This is a genomic window from Streptomyces sp. URMC 123, from assembly GCF_051386515.1.
Lineage (GTDB): Bacteria > Actinomycetota > Actinomycetes > Streptomycetales > Streptomycetaceae > Streptomyces.
Map to the genome: position 1 here is coordinate 1 of NZ_JBPQTV010000098.1, position 20,469 is coordinate 20,469.

Sequence of the window (20,469 nt, forward strand, 5' to 3'; positions counted from 1 at the left end):
GAACTCCACGGCCTGTCCGTCCAACTCGCCGAAGCCCTCGCCGAGTACTGGCACGCCCGCGTCCGCGCCGAACTCGGATTCGGCCAGGAGGACCCGGAGGCGATCGAGGACATGTTCGAGCTGAAATACCGTGGCGCACGGTTCTCGCTCGGCTACGGGGCGTGCCCGAACCTGGAGGATCGAGGGAAAATCGCGGCGCTGCTCCAGCCGGAGCGGATCGGCGTTGTGCTCTCCGAGGAGTTCCAGCTCCACCCGGAGCAGTCCACGGATGCGATCGTTCTCCACCACCCCGAGGCCAAATACTTCAACGCCCGCTGATCGGACGCTCGACAAACTGATCGGACACTCGACAACCGGTCGTCGTACACTGGTCGGTCCGGCGCAGGCCGGTCGGTTTCCCCGCATTCCGGGACTCCGGCCGGCCTCGTTGTCCCTTGAGGGCCCGGAGGGCTTCTCGAGCGCGTTCGAACGAGAGGGGTACCGGATGACCAGCAGCATTCCCGCACTCGACCCTCGAATGGCGGAGGGCAGGGAGTCAGCTCTGCAAGCCGTGCTCCTCGACATGGACGGCACCCTGGTGGACACCGAGGGCTTCTGGTGGGAGGCGGAGGTCGAGGTCTTCGCGGAGCTCGGCCACGCGCTCGACGACGCCTACCGCGAGGTGGTCGTCGGCGGCCCGATGACCAGAAGCGCCTCCTACCTGATTCAGGCCACCGGGGCCGAGGTCTCGCTCGCCGAGCTGACGCTGCTGCTCAACGACCGCTTCGAGGAGCTGGTGGGGCGCGGGGTGCCGCTCATGCCGGGGGCGGACCGGCTGCTCACCGAGCTCACCGAGCACGGGGTGCCCACCGCGCTGGTCTCGGCCTCCCACCGGCGGATCATCGACCGGGTGCTCAAGTCGATCGGGCCGGAGCGCTTCGCCTTCACCCTGGCCGGGGACGAGATGGAGCGCACCAAGCCGCACCCGGACCCGTATCTGCTGGCGGCGGCCCGGCTGGGCGCCGTGCCCGAGCGCTGTGTGGTGGTCGAGGACACCGCCACCGGGGTCGCCTCCGCCGAGGCCGCGGGCTGCCGGGTGGTGGCCGTGCCCTCGGTGGTGCCCATCGAGCCGGCTGCGGGCCGGACGGTCGTGGGCTCCCTCGAAGAAGTCGATCTCGGCTTTCTCCGTTCCTTGATCACCCACTGATCGCGAGGCCGCGGTGAAAGACCTGCGGAACTCTCGGCTGCCGACCGCTCATTTTGCGTAACGAATGCCGTTGTCTAATTACCGCTCCCGCGCGGCCCGTTGAGGGAAGTGACCTTTATCACTCGCCTTGCCGTCGGCAACCGAGGCAATGGTGGCCGGGAGAGGGGCAAAGGAACCCATTCCGGCGACCTTGTGTCCCGATTCATGATCCGGCGTACGAATCGTTCCGGTGTCCGGATAACGGACAGTTCGCAGTTGTTATCGGCGCGTGATATTGCCCGGTTGTCACCGCGTTCCAATGGGCCCGGTGCCGCCCACTAATGTCTTCGCGAGAAGTTCGACGCACCCCTGTGACCAGCGCTCGCGACGCCGGTATGGTCCCGGGGTCGATCGCCCCCCGCAGGAGACCGCCGACGATGAATCGCAAGACCATGGTGCTGCCGGCCGCGGTATGCCTGCTGGCGTCCGTGCTCGCCGGCTGCGGAGGTCCGGGCGGAGCGGGCGGCGGCAAGGGCCCCGTCGTGGTCGGGACCACGGACCAGTTCGCGCTGGCGGACGACGCCCCGGCGCCGTTCGACCCCGCCCAGGCCTACGAGGCCGGCGCCTGGAACGTGCTGCGCAACACCTTCCAGACGCTGATGCGGCTGCCCCGCTCGGGCGGTGAGCCGGAGCCGGAGGCCGCGACCCGGTGCGGCTTCACCGACCGCCGCAACGAGGGGTACCGCTGCACCCTCCAGGAGGGGCTGAAGTTCGCCAACGGGCACGACCTCACCTCCGAGGACGTGAAGTTCTCCATCGACCGCGTGCTGGCCATCGACTACGACAACGGTCCGATGTCGCTGCTCGCCAACATCGACCGGGTGGAGACCCCGAACCCCCTTGAGATCGTTTTCCATCTCAAGTCCCCGGACGCGACCTTCCCGCACAAGCTCGCCACCCCGGCCGCCGCCATTGTCGACAGCGAGGTCTACGACAAGAAGGCGCTGCGCAAGGGGTTCGCGGTGGACGGCTCCGGCCCGTACACCCTGAAGGTCGAGGAGAAGGACGGAAAGGCCGTCTCCGCCGTCTTCTCCCGGAACCCGAACTACAAGGGCGGGCTGAAGCTCCGGAACGACCGGATCGAGATGCGCTTCCTGGCCGACTCGGCGGCCATGCAGACGGCCCTGGAAAAGGGCGACATCGATGTGATGACCCGCACCATGTCGCCCGACCAGGTGCGCCGGCTGGAGACCGAACCCGATCAGAGGATCAAGCTGGTCGAGACGCCCGGCCAGGAGATCCGCTATCTCGCCTTCAACACCGAGGACCGCACGGTGGGCGACAAGGCGGTCCGCCAGGCCATGGCCCGGCTGATCGACCGCCAGGCGCTGATCCGCGATGTGTACGAGCGCACCGCCAAGCCGCTGTACTCCATCGTCCCGTCCACCGTGGGCGGCCATGTGAACTCGTTCTTCAACAAGTACGGGGGCGGCCCCGACCCGGCGGGCGCCCGCAAGGCCCTGAAGGACGCGGGCGTCACCACCCCGGTGAAGCTGACCCTGGCCTACACCACCGACCACTACGGCTCGGCCACGGCCAAGGAGTTCGCCGCGCTGCGGACCCAGCTCAACGGCAGCGGCCTGTTCGAGGTGGAGGTCAAGGGCGTGCCCTGGGAGAAGTTCCGCCCGGCGCAGTCCCGGCGCGAGTACACCGTCTACGGCATGGGCTGGTTCCCGGACTTCCCGGACGCCGACAACTTCGTGGACCCGTTCTTCGCGAAGGACAACTTCCTCAACACGCCCTACCGCAACGACACCATCCGCGAGCAGCTCATCCCGCGCACCCGGCAGGCCACCCCGCGCACCGCCGCGGCCAGGAGCTTCGAGCAGATCCAGGACATCGTGGCCGACGAGGTGCCGGTGCTGCCGCTGTGGCAGGGCAACCAGTACATCGCCGCCCGCACCGACGTCACCGGCGTGGAGTGGGCTCTGAACTCCTCGTCCGTGCTCCAGCTCTGGGAGCTCGGCCGGTCCGCCGGCTGAGTCCCCGCGGCGGCGGCACGGAAGCAGTACCCGGCAGCAAATCGAGAAAAGTGTGAGGAACGTGCACGTGAGGAAACGTCATCAGTGGCTGGCAGTCCCGGTCGGAGCGGGGCTGGCCGCCGGACTGCTCACCGGGTGCGGTTCGGACGACGCCGATGCCGCCGGCAAGGGCGATCCGCTGGTCATGGGAATGACCGACAAGATCGTCTCGACCGACCCGGCCTCCGGTTACGACCCGGCCTCCTGGATGATCTTCAACAACGTCTTCCAGTCGCTGATGAGCTTCCCCCGGGGCGGCACCGTCCCGGAGCCCGAGGCGGCCGAGCGGTGCGGTTTCCAGGACGCCGAGAGCAAGACGTACAAGTGCGTCCTCAAGGACGGCCTGAAGTTCAGCAACGGCCATGAGCTCACGTCCAAGGACGTCGCCCACTCCTTCAACCGCACGCTGAAGATCAACGACAAGGCCGGTCCGGCCGTGATGCTCTCCATCATCAAGAGCATCGAGACCCCGGACGAGAAGACCGTGGTCTTCCGGCTGAAGAACTCCGACGCCACCTTCCCCATGAAGATCGCCTCGGGTGCCGGCTCGATCGTCGACCACCGCGAGTACGCCGCCGACAAGCTGCGCACCGACAACAAGGCCGTCGGCTCGGGTGTCTACAAGCTCGACAAGTACAGCAAGGACCAGGCGGTCCTCACCCTCAACACCGGCTACAAGGGCCCCGCCAAGGCCCGTAACTCCGGTATGACCATGAAGTTCTTCAACGACCAGGGCGCGCTCAAGACGGCCGTCCAGGACGGCGCGGTCGACCTCGCCTACCGTGGTCTGGCCATGAAGGACATCGCCGACCTGGAGGCCGCGACCACCACCGACAAGCGCGGTGTCGAGGTCGTCGAGGGCACCAGCGCCGAAATCCAGCACCTGGTCTTCAACATGAAGGACCCGGTCGTCGGCAAGCCCGGCGTGCGCAAGGCGATCGCCTACCTCATCGACCGCAGCGCGCTGGTGCGCGACGTCTACAAGCGCACCGCCAAGCCGCTCTACTCGGTCGTCCCCGCCGGCATCACCGGCCACAACACGGCCTTCTTCGACACCTACGGCGACCGTCCGCAGAAGGAGAAGGCCGCGGCGGCGCTGCGCTCCGCGGGCTACGAGAGCGGCAAGGTGCCGCTCACGCTGTGGGCCACCCCGGTCCGTTACGGCCCGGCCACGGTCGCGGCGTTCGAGGAGATCGCCCAGCAGCTCAACGCCAGCGGCCTGTTCGACGCCAAGGTGAAGAGCGTGCCGTTCGAGGAGTACGAGAAGGGCATGGAGGCCGGCCGCTACGGCATCTACGCCAAGGGCTGGGTCCCCGACTACCCGGACCCGGACAACTTCACCGCCCCGTTCTTCGGCAAGGACAGCGTGCTGTCCAACAACTACGAGTCCGACCGGATCTCCAAGCAGCTGCTCCCGTCGACCGCCGCCGAGGACAACCGGACGGCGACCGCCGCCAGCTTCGTCGAGGTCCAGAACATCGTGGCCCAGGAGCTCCCGGTGATCCCGTTGTGGCAGGGCAAGCAGTACGCCGTGGCCCGGAACAACGTCTCCGGCCTGGAGTGGAGTCTGGACGCCTCCACGGTCTTCCGCTTCTGGGAGATCAGCAAGGGCGGCCAGGGCTGACCGCCCCCTGAAACGACCGGGGGCCCACCGCACACGCGGTGGGCCCCGTCGGCCTTTCAGACCCCCGTACGCGTCACTGCGCTCCCGGCCGCACCAGCCCGCTCTCGTACGCGTAGACCGCCGCTTGGACCCGGTCGCGCAGCCCCAGCTTGGTCAGCACATGGCCCACATGCGTCTTGACCGTCGTCTCGCTGACGAACAGATCCGCCGCGATCTCCGCGTTCGACAGCCCGCGGGCCACCAGCTTGAGCACCTCCACCTCGCGGTCGGTCAGCGTGTGGAGTATGTCGGGCACCGGCTCCTCGCCGGACGGCAGCTTGCCCGCGTACTTGTCGAGCAGCCGGCGGGTGATGCTCGGCGCGAGCATCGCCTCGCCCGCCGCCACCACCCGGATCGCCTGCACCAGCTCATGGGCGGGCGCGTCCTTGAGGAGGAAGCCGCTGGCCCCCGCCCGCAGCGCCTCCACCACGTACTCGTCGAGGTCGAAGGTGGTGAGCACCAGCACCTTCGCCGGGCCGTCCCGCTCGGGGCCGGTGATCTGCCGGGTGGCCTCCACGCCGTCCATCCGGGGCATCCGGATGTCCATCAGCACCACATCGGGCTGGAGCGCCCGCACCTGGTCGAGGGCCTGCTGGCCGTCGCCTGCCTCGCCGACCACGGCGAGATCCTGCTCGGCCTCCAGAATCATCCGGAAACCGGTGCGGAGCAGCGGCTGGTCGTCGACCAGCAGGACGCGGATGGCCACAGGGGAACTCCTTCGCTAGACCTGCCCCATTCTGCCCTGGTCGCCCTCCGGGGATTCCGCAGGTCGGGCCAGAAGCGGATAGGCCGGGGGAGTCCCGCCGAATTCCGGACAGAACGCCTGATGGTCGCACCAACCGCAGAGCTTGCTGCGGCGCGGCCGCCAGTCGCCCGTCTCGGTGGCCCGCCGGATGGCCTCCCACAGCGCCAGCACCTTGCGCTCCACCGAGCGCAGATCCGCCTCGGTGGGGTCGTACGTCAGCACGTCGCCGCTGCCCAGATAGACGAGCTGGAGCCGGCTCGGCACCTCCCCGCGCAGCCGCCACAGCACGAGCGCGTAGAACTTCATCTGGAACAGGGCGCCCGAGGCGTAGTCCGGGTGGGGCGCCCGGCCCGTCTTGTAGTCCACGATCCGGACCGCCCCGGTGGGCGCGACGTCCACCCGGTCGATGAAGCCGCGCAGCGTCAGGCCCGAGTCCAGCACCGTCTCCACGTACAGCTCGCGCTCGGCGGGCTCCAGCCGCGTGGGGTCCTCCAGGGTGAACCAGCGCTCGACCAGCCGCTCGGCCTCGGCGAGCCAGGCCGACAGCCGCTCCGCCGCCACGGCGCCACCTGCCGCACCGCTCCCGGCGTCACCCGCCGCACCGCTCTCGGTGCCCTCCGCGGCACCGCTCCCGGCGCCGTCCGCCGCGCCGGACCCGTCCCCCGTACCGCCGGCCGCGCCGCCGTCGCCCCCCGGAGTCCCCTCCGTGAAGAGCTCCGCCAGCTCCGGGCGGTCGGCCAGCAGTCGCTCCCACTGACCGGCCACCATCGACCGCGCCCGCGCCAGCGTGCGCTCGGGCGCGGGGTCGTCGAAGAGGCGCTCCAGCACCGCGTGGACCAGCGTGCCCCGGGTGGCGGCCGCGCTCGGCCGCTCCGGCAGCCGGTCGATCACCCGGAACCGGTACAGCAGCGGGCAGGTCATGAAGTCGCCCGCCCGCGAGGGCGACAGCGAGTCGGGCCGCCCCGGCCGGGCGGCGCGGGCGCCCGCGGGGCGCTCGCCGGACCCGCCGCGCGCCGCCGGGAGCGCCCGCGGGCCGCCGGCCGCCTCCGTGCTCGTGCCGGACTCTTCGGTGCTGGTTCCCATGGGAGAAGACCCTACGGCCCGCCACTGACAGCCGGACGCATACCATCGACGGCGTACGCCCTCGCACTGCATGATCGTGGGATCGCACCGGGCCGGTGCGAGGGACGCGTGGCGATGAGGGGACACCGTGGACAAGAGCGGCGAGAGCGGGCGGCCGCGGTCCGGCAGCGGCGGCGACGGCCCCGGCCGACGGCCCGGCGACCGCGGCACCCGGCGGCCGTCGGGGCCCGGCGGTGGCATCCTCATGGGCCGGCCCTTCGGCGTGCCGGTCTACGTGGCCCCCAGCTGGTTCCTGGTGGCGGCGCTGATCACCTGGGTCTTCGGCGACCAGCTGGAGCGCGTGCTGCCGGAGCTGGGCAACGCCCGCTATCTGGTGTCGCTCTTCTTCGCGGTGGCCTTCTACGCGTCCGTGCTGGTCCACGAGCTCGCGCACACGGTCGCGGCGCTGCGGTTCAAACTGCCGGTGCGGCGCATCCAGCTCCAGTTCTTCGGCGGCGTCTCGGAGATCGAGAAGGAGTCGGAGACCCCCGGCCGGGAGTTCGTCCTGGCCTTCGTGGGCCCGCTGCTCTCGCTCGTCCTGTCCGGGGTCTTCTACCTGGGCATGCGGGCCGTGGAGCCCGGCACGGTGCCCGGGGTGCTGCTGGCCGGCCTGATGATCTCCAACCTGATCGTGGCCGCCTTCAACCTGCTGCCCGGCCTCCCGCTGGACGGCGGGCGGATGCTGCGCGCGATCGTGTGGAAGCTCAGCGGCCGGCCCATGGCCGGCACGGTCGCCGCCGCCTGGAGCGGGCGGGCGCTCGCCGTGGCGGTCCTGGTCGGGCTGCCCCTGGTGACCCACTCCAGCCTGCTGGCCGGCGACACGGCGGACCTCGACGGCATCAACACCATCACCGACGCGCTGCTCGCCGCCATCCTCGCCGCGATCATCTGGACCGGCGCGGGCAACAGCCTGCGGGTGGCCAGGCTGCGCCAGCACCTGCCCGAGCTGCGGGCCCGCGCGCTCACCCGGCGGGCGGTGCCGGTGTCCGCGGACACCCCGCTCTCCGAGGCCCTGCGCCGGGCCAACGAGGCCGGCGCCCGCGCCCTGGTCGTCGTCGACGGCCTCGGCGAGGCGACCGCGGTCGTGCGCGAGGCCGCCATCGTGGGCGTCCCCGAGCACCGGCGCCCGTGGGTGGCCGTCGGCGGGCTGGCGCAGGACCTCAAGCCGGGCATGCGGGTCTCCGCCGAGCTGGCGGGCGAGGAACTCCTCGACACCCTGCGGGCCACCCCGGCCACGGAGTACCTGGTGGTCGAGGAGACGGGGGAGATCTACGGCGTCCTCTCCACCGCCGATGTCGAACGCGCGTTCGTGGCGGCCATGAGTCGCTCCGCGACCTGAGCCACGGCTCCGCTCCACGACCGAGCCCGGCCCCGCTCCGCGACCTGAGCATCTACCCCGCTCCACTCCGCCACCCGAGCCCCCGCACCGGGCGTCACGAGCCCCGCCGCCGGGCGGGTAGGCTGGTCACATGTCCGAACCGACCGGTGCCGCCCGCCGTCGCGGGCCCTTCAAGGTCGGGGACCAGGTCCAGCTCACCGACCCCAAGGGACGCCACTACACCTTCACGCTCGAAGCCGGGAAGAGCTTCCACACCCACAAGGGTGCCTTCCCCCACGACGAGCTGATCGGTGCTCCCGAGGGCAGTGTTGTCCGCACCACGGGGAACGTCGCCTACCTCGCGCTGCGCCCCCTGCTCCCCGACTACGTCCTGTCCATGCCCCGCGGTGCCGCCGTGGTCTACCCCAAGGACGCGGGGCAGATCCTGGCGATGGCCGACATCTTCCCCGGCGCGCGGGTCGTCGAGGCCGGCGTCGGCTCGGGCTCGCTCAGCACCTTCCTGCTCCGCGCCATCGGCGACCAGGGCATGCTGCACTCGTACGAGCGCCGTGCCGACTTCGCCGAGATCGCCGCCGAGAACGTGCGGCGCTACTTCGGCGCCGAGCACCCGGCCTGGCAGCTCACCGTGGGCGACCTCCAGGACAACCTGTCCGACACCGATGTCGACCGGGTCATCCTGGACATGCTGGCCCCCTGGGAGTGCCTGGACGCCGTCTCCAAGGCGTTGGTCCCCGGCGGCATCCTCTGCGCCTACGTGGCCACCACCACCCAGATGGCGCGCACCGTCGAGGCCATCCGCGAGCACGGCACGTTCAACGAGCCCTCCGCGTGGGAGACCATGGTCCGCACCTGGCACGTCGAGGGCCTGGCCGTCCGCCCCGACCACCGGATGATCGGGCACACCGGCTTCCTGCTCACCGCCCGCCGCCTGGCCGACGGCGTGGAGCCGCCGCTGCGCCGCCGCCGCCCCGCCAAGGGCGCCTACGGCGAGGACTACACCCCGCCGGGCGGGTCCAAGGGCGGCTCCGCCGAGCGCGCCTGACGGCACGCGGCGGCCTCCGGGCACGCCGTACGACAACTGCCGAGCGGCGCGGCGCACTTCCCCCCGTCGGGGGAGGCGCGCCGCCCCGCTTCGCCGTGCCGTGGACCCGGTCGTTCCGGCCCGCTGTGACATGTGGCACCATGCGTGCCATCCCCGTCGGTACCGCTCTCACAGGAGACAGCCCGCGTGCAGCCCCCGGCAGGCTCCGGTACGGATCTTCCCCACACCCGCACCCGACCGGTGCACTGGATCGCCACCGCGGCGGCGCTCGCCGCCGTCCTCGGCCTCTCCCTGCTGGTGCAGCCCTCCGGCGCCGCCACCTCGCCGGGACCGGCCGTCCGGAGCGCCCCCGGACCCGGCGCGGCCCTCCCGGCCGCCGCCGCGCCAGACCCGCGCGCCGCGCGCTACCCCCTGGACTGCGGTCCGGAGAGCCCGGAGGTGGTCCGGCAGGGCTCGGGGGACCTCGACGGGGACGGCAGGGCCGAGACGGTCGCCGTCGTGCGCTGCACGGCCGGCTTCGGCACCCCGCCGAGCGGGATCTACGTCCTGGGCCATCCGCCCGGCGGCCGGGGCGCCCCCCGGGTCGTGGAGACCTTTCTGGACCCGAAGCAGGGCATGAGCGTGCTGGAGTTCGCGGTGCGCGACCGGACGGTCACGGCGACGCTGGCGGGCTACTCCTCGCGCGCGGTGCCGCGCTGCTGCCCGGACCGGCAGCGCGAGGTCAAGTGGCGGTGGCGGCAGGGCAAGTTCGAGCTCGTGCCGCAGGCGCTGCCGGGAGCGGTGTGAGCGATGGCGCAGCGTACGCGTCCGGTCACGCGGGGTCGACGCCTCGCGCCCGGCTCGTGCCGCGCCGGCGGCGGCGCCGGGCCGCCGCCGGAGCCGCGCTCAGTCGGCGGCGGGCCCGTAGACCTCGACCCTGTCCGAAACCCGCCGTACGTGAATGCACTCCCCGGGGCACTCGCGGGCGGAGTCGACCACGTCGTTGAGCAGCGGCAGCGGTACGGGCGTTGTGGCGCCCGGCGCGCTCAGCAGCTCGTCGTCCGGGCTCTTCACATAGGCCAGCCCGTCGATGTCCAGCTCGAAGACCTCGGGCGCGTACTGGGCACAGATGCCGTCGCCCGTGCACAGATCCTGGTCGATCCACACCTCGAGATCTTCGAGACCTTCGTTCTGAGTGGACATCTCGCCTGCCGATCCTGCGTACGTGAACCAATTGGAGCCAGCCCTGACGGGTGTTGACCGTCTCGACGATACAACCGGTCGCTTTCCGATGTTGTTGGGTGGGTATCCCCCTGGCGTGAGCACGTGCCGACGAGCACGTACGCAAGGGTGAAGATCGGACACACCCCGACCGTCTTTGTGATCTAGGGGTTTCAACCCGCACCGGCCCAGGTAGGGTCTGGAAGCGTCCAGCTCCCCTTGGAGGAGGTGAGGACCGTGGCAGCCCACGACGACGACATCAACCGCGGCGTCCGGCCGGGGCGGGGGTCTGACGACCCGGCCGGCCAGGTCGCCTATCTCGAGCAGGAGATCGCCGTCCTGCGGCGCAAGCTCGCCGACTCTCCGCGTCATACGAGGATTCTCGAAGAGCGGATCGTCGAGCTTCAGACCAACCTGGCCGGCGTGTCCGCTCAGAACGAGCGGCTCGCCAATACGCTCCGCGAGGCCCGCGACCAGATCGTGGCCCTCAAGGAGGAGGTCGACCGGCTCGCGCAGCCGCCGGCCGGCTTCGGGGTCTTCCTGCAGGCGAACGAGGACGGCACGGCGGACATCTTCACCGGCGGGCGCAAGCTCCGGGTGAACGTCAGCCCCAGCGTCGAGCTCGACGACCTCAGGCGCGGCCAGGAGGTCATGCTCAACGAAGCGCTCAATGTGGTTCAGGCCATGGAGTTCGAACGGGCCGGGGACATCGTCACCCTCAAGGAGATCCTCGAGGACGGCGAGCGCGCCCTGGTGGTCGGGCACACCGACGAGGAGCGGGTGGTGCGGCTCGCCGAGCCGCTGCTGGACGCCACCATCCGCGCCGGCGACGCCCTGCTGCTCGAGCCCCGCTCGGGCTATGTCTACGAGGTCGTGCCCAAGAGCGAGGTCGAGGAACTGGTCCTCGAAGAGGTCCCGGACATCGACTACGACCGGATCGGCGGTCTGGGTAACCAGATCGAGCTCATCCGGGACGCGGTCGAGCTCCCCTATCTCTACCCGGACCTGTTCAAGGAGCACGAACTGCGGCCGCCCAAGGGCGTGCTGCTGTACGGCCCGCCCGGCTGCGGCAAGACGCTCATCGCCAAGGCCGTGGCCAACTCCCTGGCCAAGAAGGTCGCGGAGGTGACCGGCCAGCCCGCCGGGAAGAGCTACTTCCTGAACATCAAGGGCCCCGAGCTGCTCAACAAGTACGTCGGCGAGACCGAGCGGCACATCCGCCTGGTCTTCCAGCGGGCCCGGGAGAAGGCGAGCGAGGGCACCCCCGTCATCGTCTTCTTCGACGAGATGGAGTCGCTCTTCCGCACCCGTGGCTCCGGTGTCAGCTCGGACGTGGAGAACACCATCGTCCCGCAGCTGCTCGCCGAGATCGACGGCGTGGAGGGCCTGGAGAACGTCATCGTCATCGGGGCCTCCAACCGCGAGGACATGATCGACCCGGCGATCCTGCGGCCGGGGCGCCTCGATGTGAAGATCAAGATCGAGCGCCCGGACGCGGAGGCGGCGAAGGACATCTTCGGCAAGTACCTCAAGCCGACGCTGCCGCTGCACGCCGATGATCTCGCCGAGCACCGGGGGTCCCGCGAGGCCGCGATCGACGGCATGATCCAGTCGGTCGTGGAGCAGATGTACGCGGAATCCGAGGAGAACCGCTTCCTCGAGGTCACCTACGCCAATGGTGACAAGGAAGTCCTTTACTTCAAGGACTTCAACTCCGGAGCGATGATCCAGAACATCGTCGACCGGGCGAAGAAAATGGCCATCAAGGCCTATCTCGATCACAATCAGAAAGGTCTTCGGGTCTCCCATCTGCTCGCCGCGTGCGTGGACGAGTTCAAGGAGAACGAGGACCTGCCGAACACCACGAATCCGGACGACTGGGCCAGGATCTCCGGAAAGAAGGGCGAGCGGATCGTGTTCATCCGTACCCTCGTCACCGGAAAGCAGGGCGCGGACACCGGACGCTCCATCGACACGGTGGCGAACACCGGTCAGTATCTGTAACGGCAGCCGTGTGCGTTCCGGGGGTTTTGGGGGTCGCCCCCGAAAGGACGCGGCGAGGCGCGAATCGGAGCCGAGCAATGACCCAAATGATCTCCCAACCACCGCAAAGGCGTTCTAGGCTCTTCGGTACCGCCGAGTCGCTGGGTGCGGGGACGGGCACCGCACACGCATCGGAGAAGAAGCGGTACTTGAGCGCCGCCCCCGGCCGGGGCCGGCGCCGGGCAAGGAGGGCCGCATGACCGTACGGCGCGTTATGGGCATCGAGACGGAGTACGGGATCTCCGTCCCCGGTCACCCGAACGCCAATGCCATGCTCACCTCGTCCCAGATCGTCAACGCCTACGCGGCGGCGATGCACCGGGCGCGCCGCGCCCGCTGGGACTTCGAGGAGGAGAATCCGCTGCGGGACGCCCGCGGCTTCGACCTCGCCCGCGAGTCGGCGGACGCCAGCCAGCTCACCGACGAGGACATCGGCCTGGCCAACGTGATCCTCACCAATGGCGCCCGGCTGTACGTGGACCACGCCCACCCGGAGTACAGCGCCCCGGAGGTCACCAATCCGCGCGACGCCGTGCTCTGGGACAAGGCCGGCGAGCGGATCATGGCCGAGGCCGCCGAGCGCGCCGCCCAGCTCCCGGGCGCCCAGCGGATCCTGCTGTACAAGAACAACACCGACAACAAGGGCGCGTCCTACGGCACGCACGAGAACTACCTGATGAAGCGGGAGACCCCGTTCTCGGACATCGTGCGCCATCTGACGCCGTTCTTCGTCTCCCGCCAGGTGATCACCGGCGCCGGCCGGGTCGGCATCGGCCAGGACGGCCACGAGCACGGCTTCCAGCTCAGTCAGCGGGCGGACTACTTCGAGGTCGAGGTCGGCCTGGAGACCACGCTCAAGCGCCCGATCATCAACACCCGCGACGAGCCGCACGCCGACGCCGAGAAGTACCGCCGGCTCCATGTGATCATCGGCGACGCCAATCTCTCCGAGATCTCCACCTACCTCAAGCTCGGCACGACCGCGCTGGTGCTGTCCATGATCGAGGACGGCTTCATCGCCGTGGACCTGGCCGTCGACCAGCCGGTGCGCACCCTGCACCAGGTGTCGCACGACCCGACCCTGCGCCGGCTGGTCACGCTCCGCAGCGGTCGCACCCTCACCGCCGTACAACTCCAGATGGAGTACTTCGAGCTGGCCCGCAAGTACGTCGAGGACCGCTTCGGGGCGGACGCCGACGAGCAGACCAAGGACGTCCTGGCCCGCTGGGAGGACGTGCTGGGGCGGCTGGAGCACGATCCGATGAGCCTGGCGGGCGAGCTGGACTGGGTCGCCAAGCGGGAGCTGCTGGAGGGCTACCGCCGCCGCGACCGGCTGGACTGGGACGCCGCCCGGCTGCACCTGGTGGACCTCCAGTACGCGGACGTGCGGGCCGAGAAGGGCCTGTACAACCGGCTGGCGGCGCGCGGCCGGATGAAGCGGCTGCTGACCGAGGAGGAGGTGGAGCGGGCCCGGACGAAGCCGCCGGAGGACACCAGGGCCTATTTCCGGGGGCGCTGCCTGGAGCAGTACGCCGACCATGTGGCCGCGGCCTCCTGGGACTCGGTGATCTTCGACCTGCCCGGCCGTGACTCCCTGCAACGGGTGCCCACCCTGGAGCCACTGCGGGGCACCCGCAACCATGTGAAGGAGCTGCTCGACCGCTGCCGCACCGCGGAGGACCTGGTGCGGGTGCTCTCCGGCGGCTGAGCGGGCCCGGGCCGGAAAGGGCTGAATCGACGGCGATCCGGGAATCATCGAAATGACGTCCGGACGTTGCGAGAACTACAGGGCCGATGTCAGAGCCTCCTAGTAGGGTCTGATCTTGTACGTCGAACCGAGCGGGGTGAGGGATATGGCGACCAAGGACACCGGCGGCGGACAGCAGCGGGCGACGCGCTCCACGGAGGAGGTCGAGGAGACCGCCCAGGACGCGCAGTCGTCCGAGGACCTCAAGGAGCGCCAGGAGAAGCTGTCGGACGACGTGGACTCCGTCCTGGACGAGATCGACGACGTCCTCGAGGAGAACGCGGAGGACTTCGTCCGTTCCTTCGTCCAGAAGGGCGGCCAGTAGGACGGCCCCTTCCGTCCCGCGCCCCCGGGGGGGCCCCGGGACGGAGGACATTCACGGCCACGGGTACAGTCCTGCTGAGCTGTTTCAAGATCCGTTCAGATCTGTTCGATCCGTTCCGGTCCTCCGATCCGCTCGGAGATCCCACGGATCGATCCAGCGAACCGTCATGCGCAGTCATTGAGAACCAGCAGTCATTGAGAACCAATGGAAGGAAACGCGTGGAAGCCACGACTCGTAGCATTGGGCGACTGCCCGCTGCCTTCCTGACGCCCGGCTCGTCCTCGTTCATGGACTTCCTGGCCGAGTACTCGCCGGAGCTGCTGCCGGGCCGGCGCAAGCTCCCGCCGGTGGAGGGCGCGGTGGAGATCCCGCACGGCACGACGATCGTGGCCGCCACCTTCCGGGGCGGGGTGGTGCTCGCCGGCGACCGGCGCGCCACCATGGGCAATGTGATCGCCCAGCGGGACATCGAGAAGGTCTTCCCCGCCGACGAGTACTCCGCGGTCGGCATCGCGGGCACGGCGGGCCTGGCCGTGGAGATGGTCAAGCTCTTCCAGCTGGAGCTGGAGCACTTCGAGAAGGTCGAGGGCGCCCAGCTCTCCCTGGAGGGCAAGGCGAACCGGCTCTCCGCCATGATCCGCGGCAATCTGGGCATGGCCCTCCAGGGCCTCGCCGTGGTGCCGATCTTCGCCGGCTGGGACGTGGACCGCGAGAAGGGCCGCATCTTCAGCTACGACGTCACCGGCGGCCGCTCCGAGGAGCACGGCTTCGCCGCCACCGGCTCCGGCTCGGTCTTCGCCCGCGGCGCGCTCAAGAAGCTCTACCGCGAGGACCTCGACGAGAGCCAGGCGTGCACCCTGGTGGTCCAGGCGCTGTACGACGCGGCGGACGACGACTCCGCGACCGGCGGCCCCGACCTCGCCCGGCGGATCTACCCCATCGTCACGGTCATCACCGAGGCGGGCTTCCGCAAGCTGTCCGGGGACGAGAACGCGGAGATCGCCCGGGCCATCCACGAGCGTCGGCTCACCGAGCCCGACGGCCCCCGGGCCGCGCTCCTCTGACGGCGGCGGCTGGAGCGCAATGCACGTGTCAACCACAGAAAGGGACGGGTAGCCGGTGTCGACGCCGTTCTATGTCTCACCCCAGCAGGCCATGGCCGACCGGGCCGAATACGCCCGCAAGGGCATCGCGCGCGGCCGTAGCCTCGTCGTGCTGCAGTACGCCGACGGCATCGTCTTCGTCGGCGAGAACCCGTCCCGGGCGCTGCACAAGTTCAGCGAGATCTACGACCGGATCGCCTTCGCCGCGGCCGGCAAGTACAACGAGTACGAGAACCTGCGCATCGGCGGGGTGCGCTACGCCGATCTGCGGGGCTACACCTACGACCGCGACGATGTGACCGCCCGCGGCCTCGCCAACGTCTACGCCCAGACGCTGGGCAACATCTTCTCCAGCGCGGGCGAGAAGCCCTACGAGGTGGAGCTGGTCGTGGCCGAGGTGGGGGAGACCCCCGCGGGCGACCAGATCTACCGCCTGCCGCACGACGGCTCCATCGTCGACGAGCACGGCTCGGTGGCCGTCGGCGGCAACGCCGACCAGATCAGCAGCTTCCTCGACCAGCGGCACCGCGACGGCATGACCCTCGCCGAGGCGATCAAGCTCGCCGTCGAGGCGCTGGCCCGGGACAACAACGGTGGGCAGCGCACCCTCACCGCCGACCAGCTGGAGGTCGCCGTCCTGGACCGGACGCGGCCGCAGAAGCGCAAGTTCAAGCGGGTGGTGGGCCGCCAGCTCGGCCGCCTGCTGGAGCCGGGGGGCGGGGCGGCCTCCGGCTCGGAGACCGAGGACGAGGGGTCGGCCGAGCAGTAGAAGCCGGACGGCGGCCCGCAGCGGCCGCACGGCCTCTCCCGCGCCTCCCGGGCCTCCCGGACGTCGCTATCCGCCCCCGTCGGCAGCAGCCGGCGGGGGCGGCGCCGTACCACGGGGTTCTCGGCGCCGAGCACCGCCGGGCCGGTGGCGCCCCGTACCGCCGGGGTCGTCAGCGCGCCGGGCCGGTGGAGTCCCGGACCACCAGCTCCACCGGAAGCGCGGCCCCCGGCGCCGGGCGCCCGTCCAGCACCGCCAGCAGCGCGGCCATGCCCCGCTCGCCGACCTCCTCCGCCGGCAGCCGCACCGTGGTGAGCTCCGGCTCCACCGCCGTCGCGAGCGCCAGATCGTCGAAGCCCGTCACCGAGACGTCCTCCGGCACCCGCAGCCCCAGCCGGCGCAGCGCCTTGCAGGCCCCCGCCGCGAGCACATCGCCGTCGCACACGATCGCCGTCGGCCGCGGCCCGGGGCCGGCCAGCGCCCGCTCCACGGCCCGCCGCCCCGCGTGCACCTCCAGCGCGGCGGGCTCGGTGCGCACCTCGGTGCCCGGGACCGAGCGAGCGGTTTCGGCCAAAGTGCGGGCCCGGACATGGAACGTCCAGGTGTCCACCGCCGCCGCGAGATGCAGAAAGCGGCGGTGGCCCAGGCCCAGCAGGTGGTCCATCACCTGGCGCATGCCGTCCGCGATGTCCGGGTTGACGGTCGCCGCCACGTCCGCCCCGGCCGGGTCGCTGTCGAGCATCACCAGCGGCAGGCCCCCGCCCCGCATCTCCGCGAGCGCCCCCGCCGCCATCGACGAGGCGATCACCCCGTCCAGCGTGGAGCGCGCCGAGCCGAACGGGTCCCGGGCCGGGCCCACGCCCTCGGGGGAGGGGTAGAGCACCACCCCGAAGCCGTTCTCGCCGGCGACGCCCGAGGCGCCCGCGTACACCCGGGCGAAGAACTCGTTCGTCAGCGCGGGGACCACCAGCAGCGCCGTCCGGGTCCGGCCCAGCCGCAGGCTGCGGGCCGCCAGATTCGGCCGATAGCCCAGCTCGCGCGCCGCCGCCCGCACCGCGTCGGCGGTGCGCTCCGAGACCCTGCCGCGCCACTTGCCGCCCAGCACCAGCGACACGGTCGCCTGGGAGACGCCCGCGGCGCGCGCCACGTCCCGGCTCGTCGTCCGCTCGCCCGCGGCGGCCGGAACCGCCGGCTCCGGTGCTGTCTCCGGGGATGTCACGTGCTGGTCCCGCCCTTCCCTCCACGGGCGCGACGGGCCTGAAGCCCCCGCGCGCCGACCGGCGCCGCCGTCTTCCGAGTGGACCCGACAGCCGACGACATGGTACGTATAACGCCGAAGGTTATACGTATTACCTGGGTGGGTTTCCACGAGAGGGGCGGAACATGGCCGCGGGTTACGCGGAATTGCTACGGACGCGCTATGCGGCGCGGCTGCTCGCCGGCACGCTCGTGGGCCGCCTCCCCAACGCCGTGGCGGCCATCGCCATCGTGCTCTTCGTCCGCTCCGAGGGCGGCAGCTACACCCTCGCCGGGGTGCTCTCCGCCGTGTACGGCATCGGCACCGCCGTGGGCCAGCCGCTGCTGGGCCGGGCCGTGGACCTCTGGGGACAGCCCCGGGTGATCTTCCCCGCGGCCGTGATATCCGCCCTGGGCATGGTGCTCTTCGCCGCCGTCGGGCTTGAGCCGCTGGCCGTCGCCTACGCCTCCGTGGTGATCGCCGGTGTCTTCACGCCGCCCCTGGAGGGCGGCCTGCGGGCCCTGTGGCCCAGCGTGCTCCAGCGCGAGGACCGGGTGCACGCCGCGTACGCCCTGGACGCCGTGGCCCAGGAGATCATGTTCACCGTCGGCCCGCTGCTCGTCACGGTCTCCGTGGCGCTGTGGTCGGAGGCCACCGCGCTGCTGGTGCTCAACGCCCTCGGCGTGCTCGGCGCGCTGTCGGTCGTCGTGTCGAAGCCGTCCCGGGAGTGGCGGTCCGCCCCGCGCGAGGCGCACTGGCTCGGCGCGCTGCGCTCGCCCGGCCTCCTCGCCCTCCTCGGCGCCTTCTTCTTCGTCGGCACCGCGCTCGGCGCGATCGCGGTCGCTGCGCTCGCCTACTCCGACGACCACGGCGGCGACATGGTCTACGGCATGCTGATGGCCGCGCTCAGCCTGGGCGCCCTGGCCGGCGGCATGGTCTACGGCGCCCGGCAGTGGGCCGGCGAGCCCGAGCGGCGGCTGCGGTTCATCGTGGCCGCGCTCGCCGTCGGCTATCTGCCGCTGGTGCTCACTCCCGGCATCGTCACCATGACGGTGTTCGCCACCGTCTCCGGCGTCTTCCTCGCCCCCGCCCTGGCCTGCGCCTTCGTGGTCGTCGACCGGCACGCGCCGCGCGGCACCGTGACCGAGGCGTTCTCCTGGCTGGTGACCACCTTCACCGTCGGCGCGGCGGTGGGCACGGCCGCCGCCGGCCCCGCCGTCCAGCACGGCGGCACGGCCGCGGGGTACGCCGTACCGGGCGCCGCCGGGCTCGCGGCCCTGCTGGTGCTGGTCGCCACCGGCAAGGTCCTCGCAGCTCCCGGCCGCTCCACGGTTGTCGCACGCCATGTCGAAAATGATCCGAGCGGTGCTGTCGAACCCGGTTTCAGAGCAGGGCATCAGGCGTAATGTTCAGGCATGGACCGCCGCATTTTCGGGCTGGAGAACGAGTACGGCGTCACGTGCACGTTCAGGGGACAGCGCCGACTGTCGCCTGACGAAGTGGCGCGCTACCTCTTCCGCCGTGTCGTTTCCTGGGGCCGCAGCAGCAATGTGTTTCTGCGCAACGGCGCCCGCCTCTACCTCGACGTGGGCTCGCACCCGGAATACGCAACCCCGGAGTGCGACAGCGTGACGGAGCTGGTCACGCACGACAAGGCGGGCGAGCGCATTCTGGAGGGCCTGCTCGTCGACGCCGAACGCCGCCTGCACGAGGAGGGAATCGCGGGCGACGTCTATCTCTTCAAGAACAACACCGACTCGGCGGGCAACTCCTACGGCTGCCACGAGAACTACCTCGTGGCCCGGCACGGCGAGTTCTCCCGGCTCGCGGACATCCTCATTCCGTTCCTGGTGACCCGGCAACTGCTCTGCGGGGCGGGAAAGGTGCTCCAGACCCCGCGCGGCGCCGTCTACTGCGTGAGCCAGCGGGCCGAGCACATCTGGGAGGGCGTCAGCTCGGCGACCACCCGCTCCCGACCCATCATCAACACCCGTGACGAGCCGCACGCGGACGCCGAGCGCTACCGCCGGCTCCATGTCATCGTCGGCGACTCCAACATGTCCGAGACGACCACGCTGCTGAAGGTCGGCGCCACGGACCTCGTGCTGCGCATGATCGAAGCGGGCACGGTGATGCGCGACCTGACGCTGGAGAACCCCATTCGGGCCATCCGCGAGGTCAGCCATGACACGACCGGCCAGCGCAAGGTGCGGCTCGCCAGCGGACGCGAGGCGTCCGCCCTGGAGGTGCAGCAGGAGTACTACGAGAAGGCCGTCGACTTCTGCGAGCGCCGCGGCATCGTCACCGGCACCGTGGAGCGCGTGCTGGAGCTGTGGGGCCGCACCCTGGAGGCGGTGCGGACCGAGGATCTCGACCGCATCGACACCGAGATCGACTGGGTGATGAAGTACAAGCTCATCGAGCGGTACCGGGCCAAGCACAACATCACCATGTCGCATCCGCGCATCGCCCAGATAGACCTCGCCTACCACGACATCCACCGCCGGCGGGGCCTGTACTACCTGTTGGAGAAGCGCGGCCAAGCGGCCCGGATCTGCAACGACTTGAAGATCTTCGAGGGCAAGTCGGTGCCGCCGCAGACCACCCGGGCCCGGCTGCGCGGCGACTTCATCCGCCGGGCCCAGGAGCAGCGGCGGGACTTCACCGTCGACTGGGTCCATCTCAAGCTCAACGACCAGGCGCAGCGCACGGTCCTGTGCAAGGACCCGTTCCGCTCGGTGGACGACCGGGTGGAGAAACTGATCGCCGGCATGTGAGCGGGCACGAAGGCGGACACGAGAGCAGGCGTGCGCGGAGGCGGACGAGCCGCCCATCGCGTACGGAGTGGTGACACCCGGCCGCGCGCCGGAGGCCCCGGGGCTTCCGGCGCG

General features: G+C 70.7%; 18 protein-coding genes. 14 read left to right on the forward strand and 4 right to left on the reverse strand.

Annotated features, from left to right (window positions below; genetic code table 11):
* The 4 genes from ACSNOD_RS14200 to ACSNOD_RS14215 form a co-directional block, all read left to right on the forward strand.
* On the forward strand, positions 1-318 hold a 318-nt coding region (locus tag ACSNOD_RS14200), incomplete at its 5' end, for a vitamin B12 dependent-methionine synthase activation domain-containing protein (RefSeq protein WP_436767265.1).
* Positions 319-484: 166 nt separating this feature from the next.
* The gene (locus ACSNOD_RS14205; protein WP_436767266.1) at positions 485-1,186 is read left to right on the forward strand and encodes an HAD family hydrolase; all 702 of its coding nucleotides are present in this window, start codon (positions 485-487) and stop codon (positions 1,184-1,186) included.
* A 416-nt stretch (positions 1,187-1,602) separates the two neighbouring features.
* A complete protein-coding gene (locus ACSNOD_RS14210; protein ID WP_436767267.1) occupies positions 1,603-3,207 on the forward strand; it encodes an ABC transporter substrate-binding protein in 1,605 nt (534 codons plus the stop codon).
* A 67-nt stretch (positions 3,208-3,274) separates the two neighbouring features.
* Positions 3,275-4,870 (forward strand): ABC transporter substrate-binding protein, encoded by a 1,596-nt coding sequence (locus tag ACSNOD_RS14215; protein WP_436767268.1) that lies wholly within the window; start codon positions 3,275-3,277, stop codon positions 4,868-4,870.
* A gap of 73 nt (positions 4,871-4,943) precedes the next feature.
* On the opposite strand, the gene ACSNOD_RS14220 is transcribed toward ACSNOD_RS14215, so the two are convergent.
* Positions 4,944-5,615 (reverse strand): response regulator, encoded by a 672-nt coding sequence (locus tag ACSNOD_RS14220; RefSeq protein WP_436767269.1) that lies wholly within the window; start codon positions 5,613-5,615, stop codon positions 4,944-4,946.
* 15 nt (positions 5,616-5,630) lie between these two features.
* Positions 5,631-6,737, reverse strand: coding sequence for a RecB family exonuclease (locus ACSNOD_RS14225; RefSeq protein ID WP_436767270.1), 1,107 nt, complete (start codon positions 6,735-6,737; stop codon positions 5,631-5,633).
* A 127-nt stretch (positions 6,738-6,864) separates the two neighbouring features.
* Here ACSNOD_RS14225 and ACSNOD_RS14230 point away from each other — a divergent pair, with 127 nt between their 5' ends.
* The 3 genes from ACSNOD_RS14230 (at position 6,865) to ACSNOD_RS14240 (ending at position 9,943) form a co-directional block, all read left to right on the forward strand.
* Positions 6,865-8,115 carry a site-2 protease family protein gene (locus tag ACSNOD_RS14230; protein WP_436767271.1) on the forward strand — a complete coding sequence of 417 codons (1,251 nt, stop codon included), beginning with the start codon at positions 6,865-6,867 and terminating at the stop codon, positions 8,113-8,115.
* Positions 8,116-8,245: 130 nt separating this feature from the next.
* Positions 8,246-9,157: a tRNA (adenine-N1)-methyltransferase gene (locus tag ACSNOD_RS14235; RefSeq protein WP_436767272.1), complete on the forward strand. Its 912-nt coding sequence runs from the start codon at positions 8,246-8,248 to the stop codon at positions 9,155-9,157.
* Between the two features lie 186 nt (positions 9,158-9,343).
* The gene (locus ACSNOD_RS14240; protein WP_436767273.1) at positions 9,344-9,943 is read left to right on the forward strand and encodes a hypothetical protein; all 600 of its coding nucleotides are present in this window, start codon (positions 9,344-9,346) and stop codon (positions 9,941-9,943) included.
* A 99-nt stretch (positions 9,944-10,042) separates the two neighbouring features.
* Here the strand turns inward: ACSNOD_RS14240 and ACSNOD_RS14245 are convergent, their stop codons facing one another.
* Positions 10,043-10,339 (reverse strand): ferredoxin, encoded by a 297-nt coding sequence (locus tag ACSNOD_RS14245; protein WP_436767274.1) that lies wholly within the window; start codon positions 10,337-10,339, stop codon positions 10,043-10,045.
* A gap of 255 nt (positions 10,340-10,594) precedes the next feature.
* Here ACSNOD_RS14245 and arc point away from each other — a divergent pair, with 255 nt between their 5' ends.
* From arc to prcA, 5 genes are all read left to right on the forward strand, one after another.
* Positions 10,595-12,361, forward strand: coding sequence for a proteasome ATPase (arc, locus tag ACSNOD_RS14250; RefSeq protein WP_436767275.1), 1,767 nt, complete (start codon positions 10,595-10,597; stop codon positions 12,359-12,361).
* Between the two features lie 235 nt (positions 12,362-12,596).
* The gene (gene dop, locus ACSNOD_RS14255; RefSeq protein ID WP_436767276.1) at positions 12,597-14,108 is read left to right on the forward strand and encodes a depupylase/deamidase Dop; all 1,512 of its coding nucleotides are present in this window, start codon (positions 12,597-12,599) and stop codon (positions 14,106-14,108) included.
* Between the two features lie 145 nt (positions 14,109-14,253).
* The gene (locus ACSNOD_RS14260) at positions 14,254-14,472 is read left to right on the forward strand and encodes a ubiquitin-like protein Pup (protein ID WP_436767277.1); all 219 of its coding nucleotides are present in this window, start codon (positions 14,254-14,256) and stop codon (positions 14,470-14,472) included.
* Positions 14,473-14,690: 218 nt separating this feature from the next.
* Positions 14,691-15,536 (forward strand): proteasome subunit beta, encoded by an 846-nt coding sequence (gene prcB, locus ACSNOD_RS14265; protein WP_436767278.1) that lies wholly within the window; start codon positions 14,691-14,693, stop codon positions 15,534-15,536.
* 55 nt (positions 15,537-15,591) lie between these two features.
* A complete protein-coding gene (prcA, locus tag ACSNOD_RS14270; RefSeq protein ID WP_436767279.1) occupies positions 15,592-16,344 on the forward strand; it encodes a proteasome subunit alpha in 753 nt (250 codons plus the stop codon).
* A 169-nt stretch (positions 16,345-16,513) separates the two neighbouring features.
* On the opposite strand, the gene ACSNOD_RS14275 is transcribed toward prcA, so the two are convergent.
* A complete protein-coding gene (locus tag ACSNOD_RS14275) occupies positions 16,514-17,560 on the reverse strand; it encodes a LacI family DNA-binding transcriptional regulator (protein ID WP_436767280.1) in 1,047 nt (348 codons plus the stop codon).
* Between the two features lie 164 nt (positions 17,561-17,724).
* Here ACSNOD_RS14275 and ACSNOD_RS14280 point away from each other — a divergent pair, with 164 nt between their 5' ends.
* Both ACSNOD_RS14280 and pafA read left to right on the forward strand, forming a co-directional pair.
* A complete protein-coding gene (locus ACSNOD_RS14280; protein ID WP_436767281.1) occupies positions 17,725-18,984 on the forward strand; it encodes an MFS transporter in 1,260 nt (419 codons plus the stop codon).
* 9 nt (positions 18,985-18,993) lie between these two features.
* Positions 18,994-20,355: a Pup--protein ligase gene (pafA, locus tag ACSNOD_RS14285; protein ID WP_436767282.1), complete on the forward strand. Its 1,362-nt coding sequence runs from the start codon at positions 18,994-18,996 to the stop codon at positions 20,353-20,355.
* Positions 20,356-20,469: the final 114 nt, after the last annotated feature.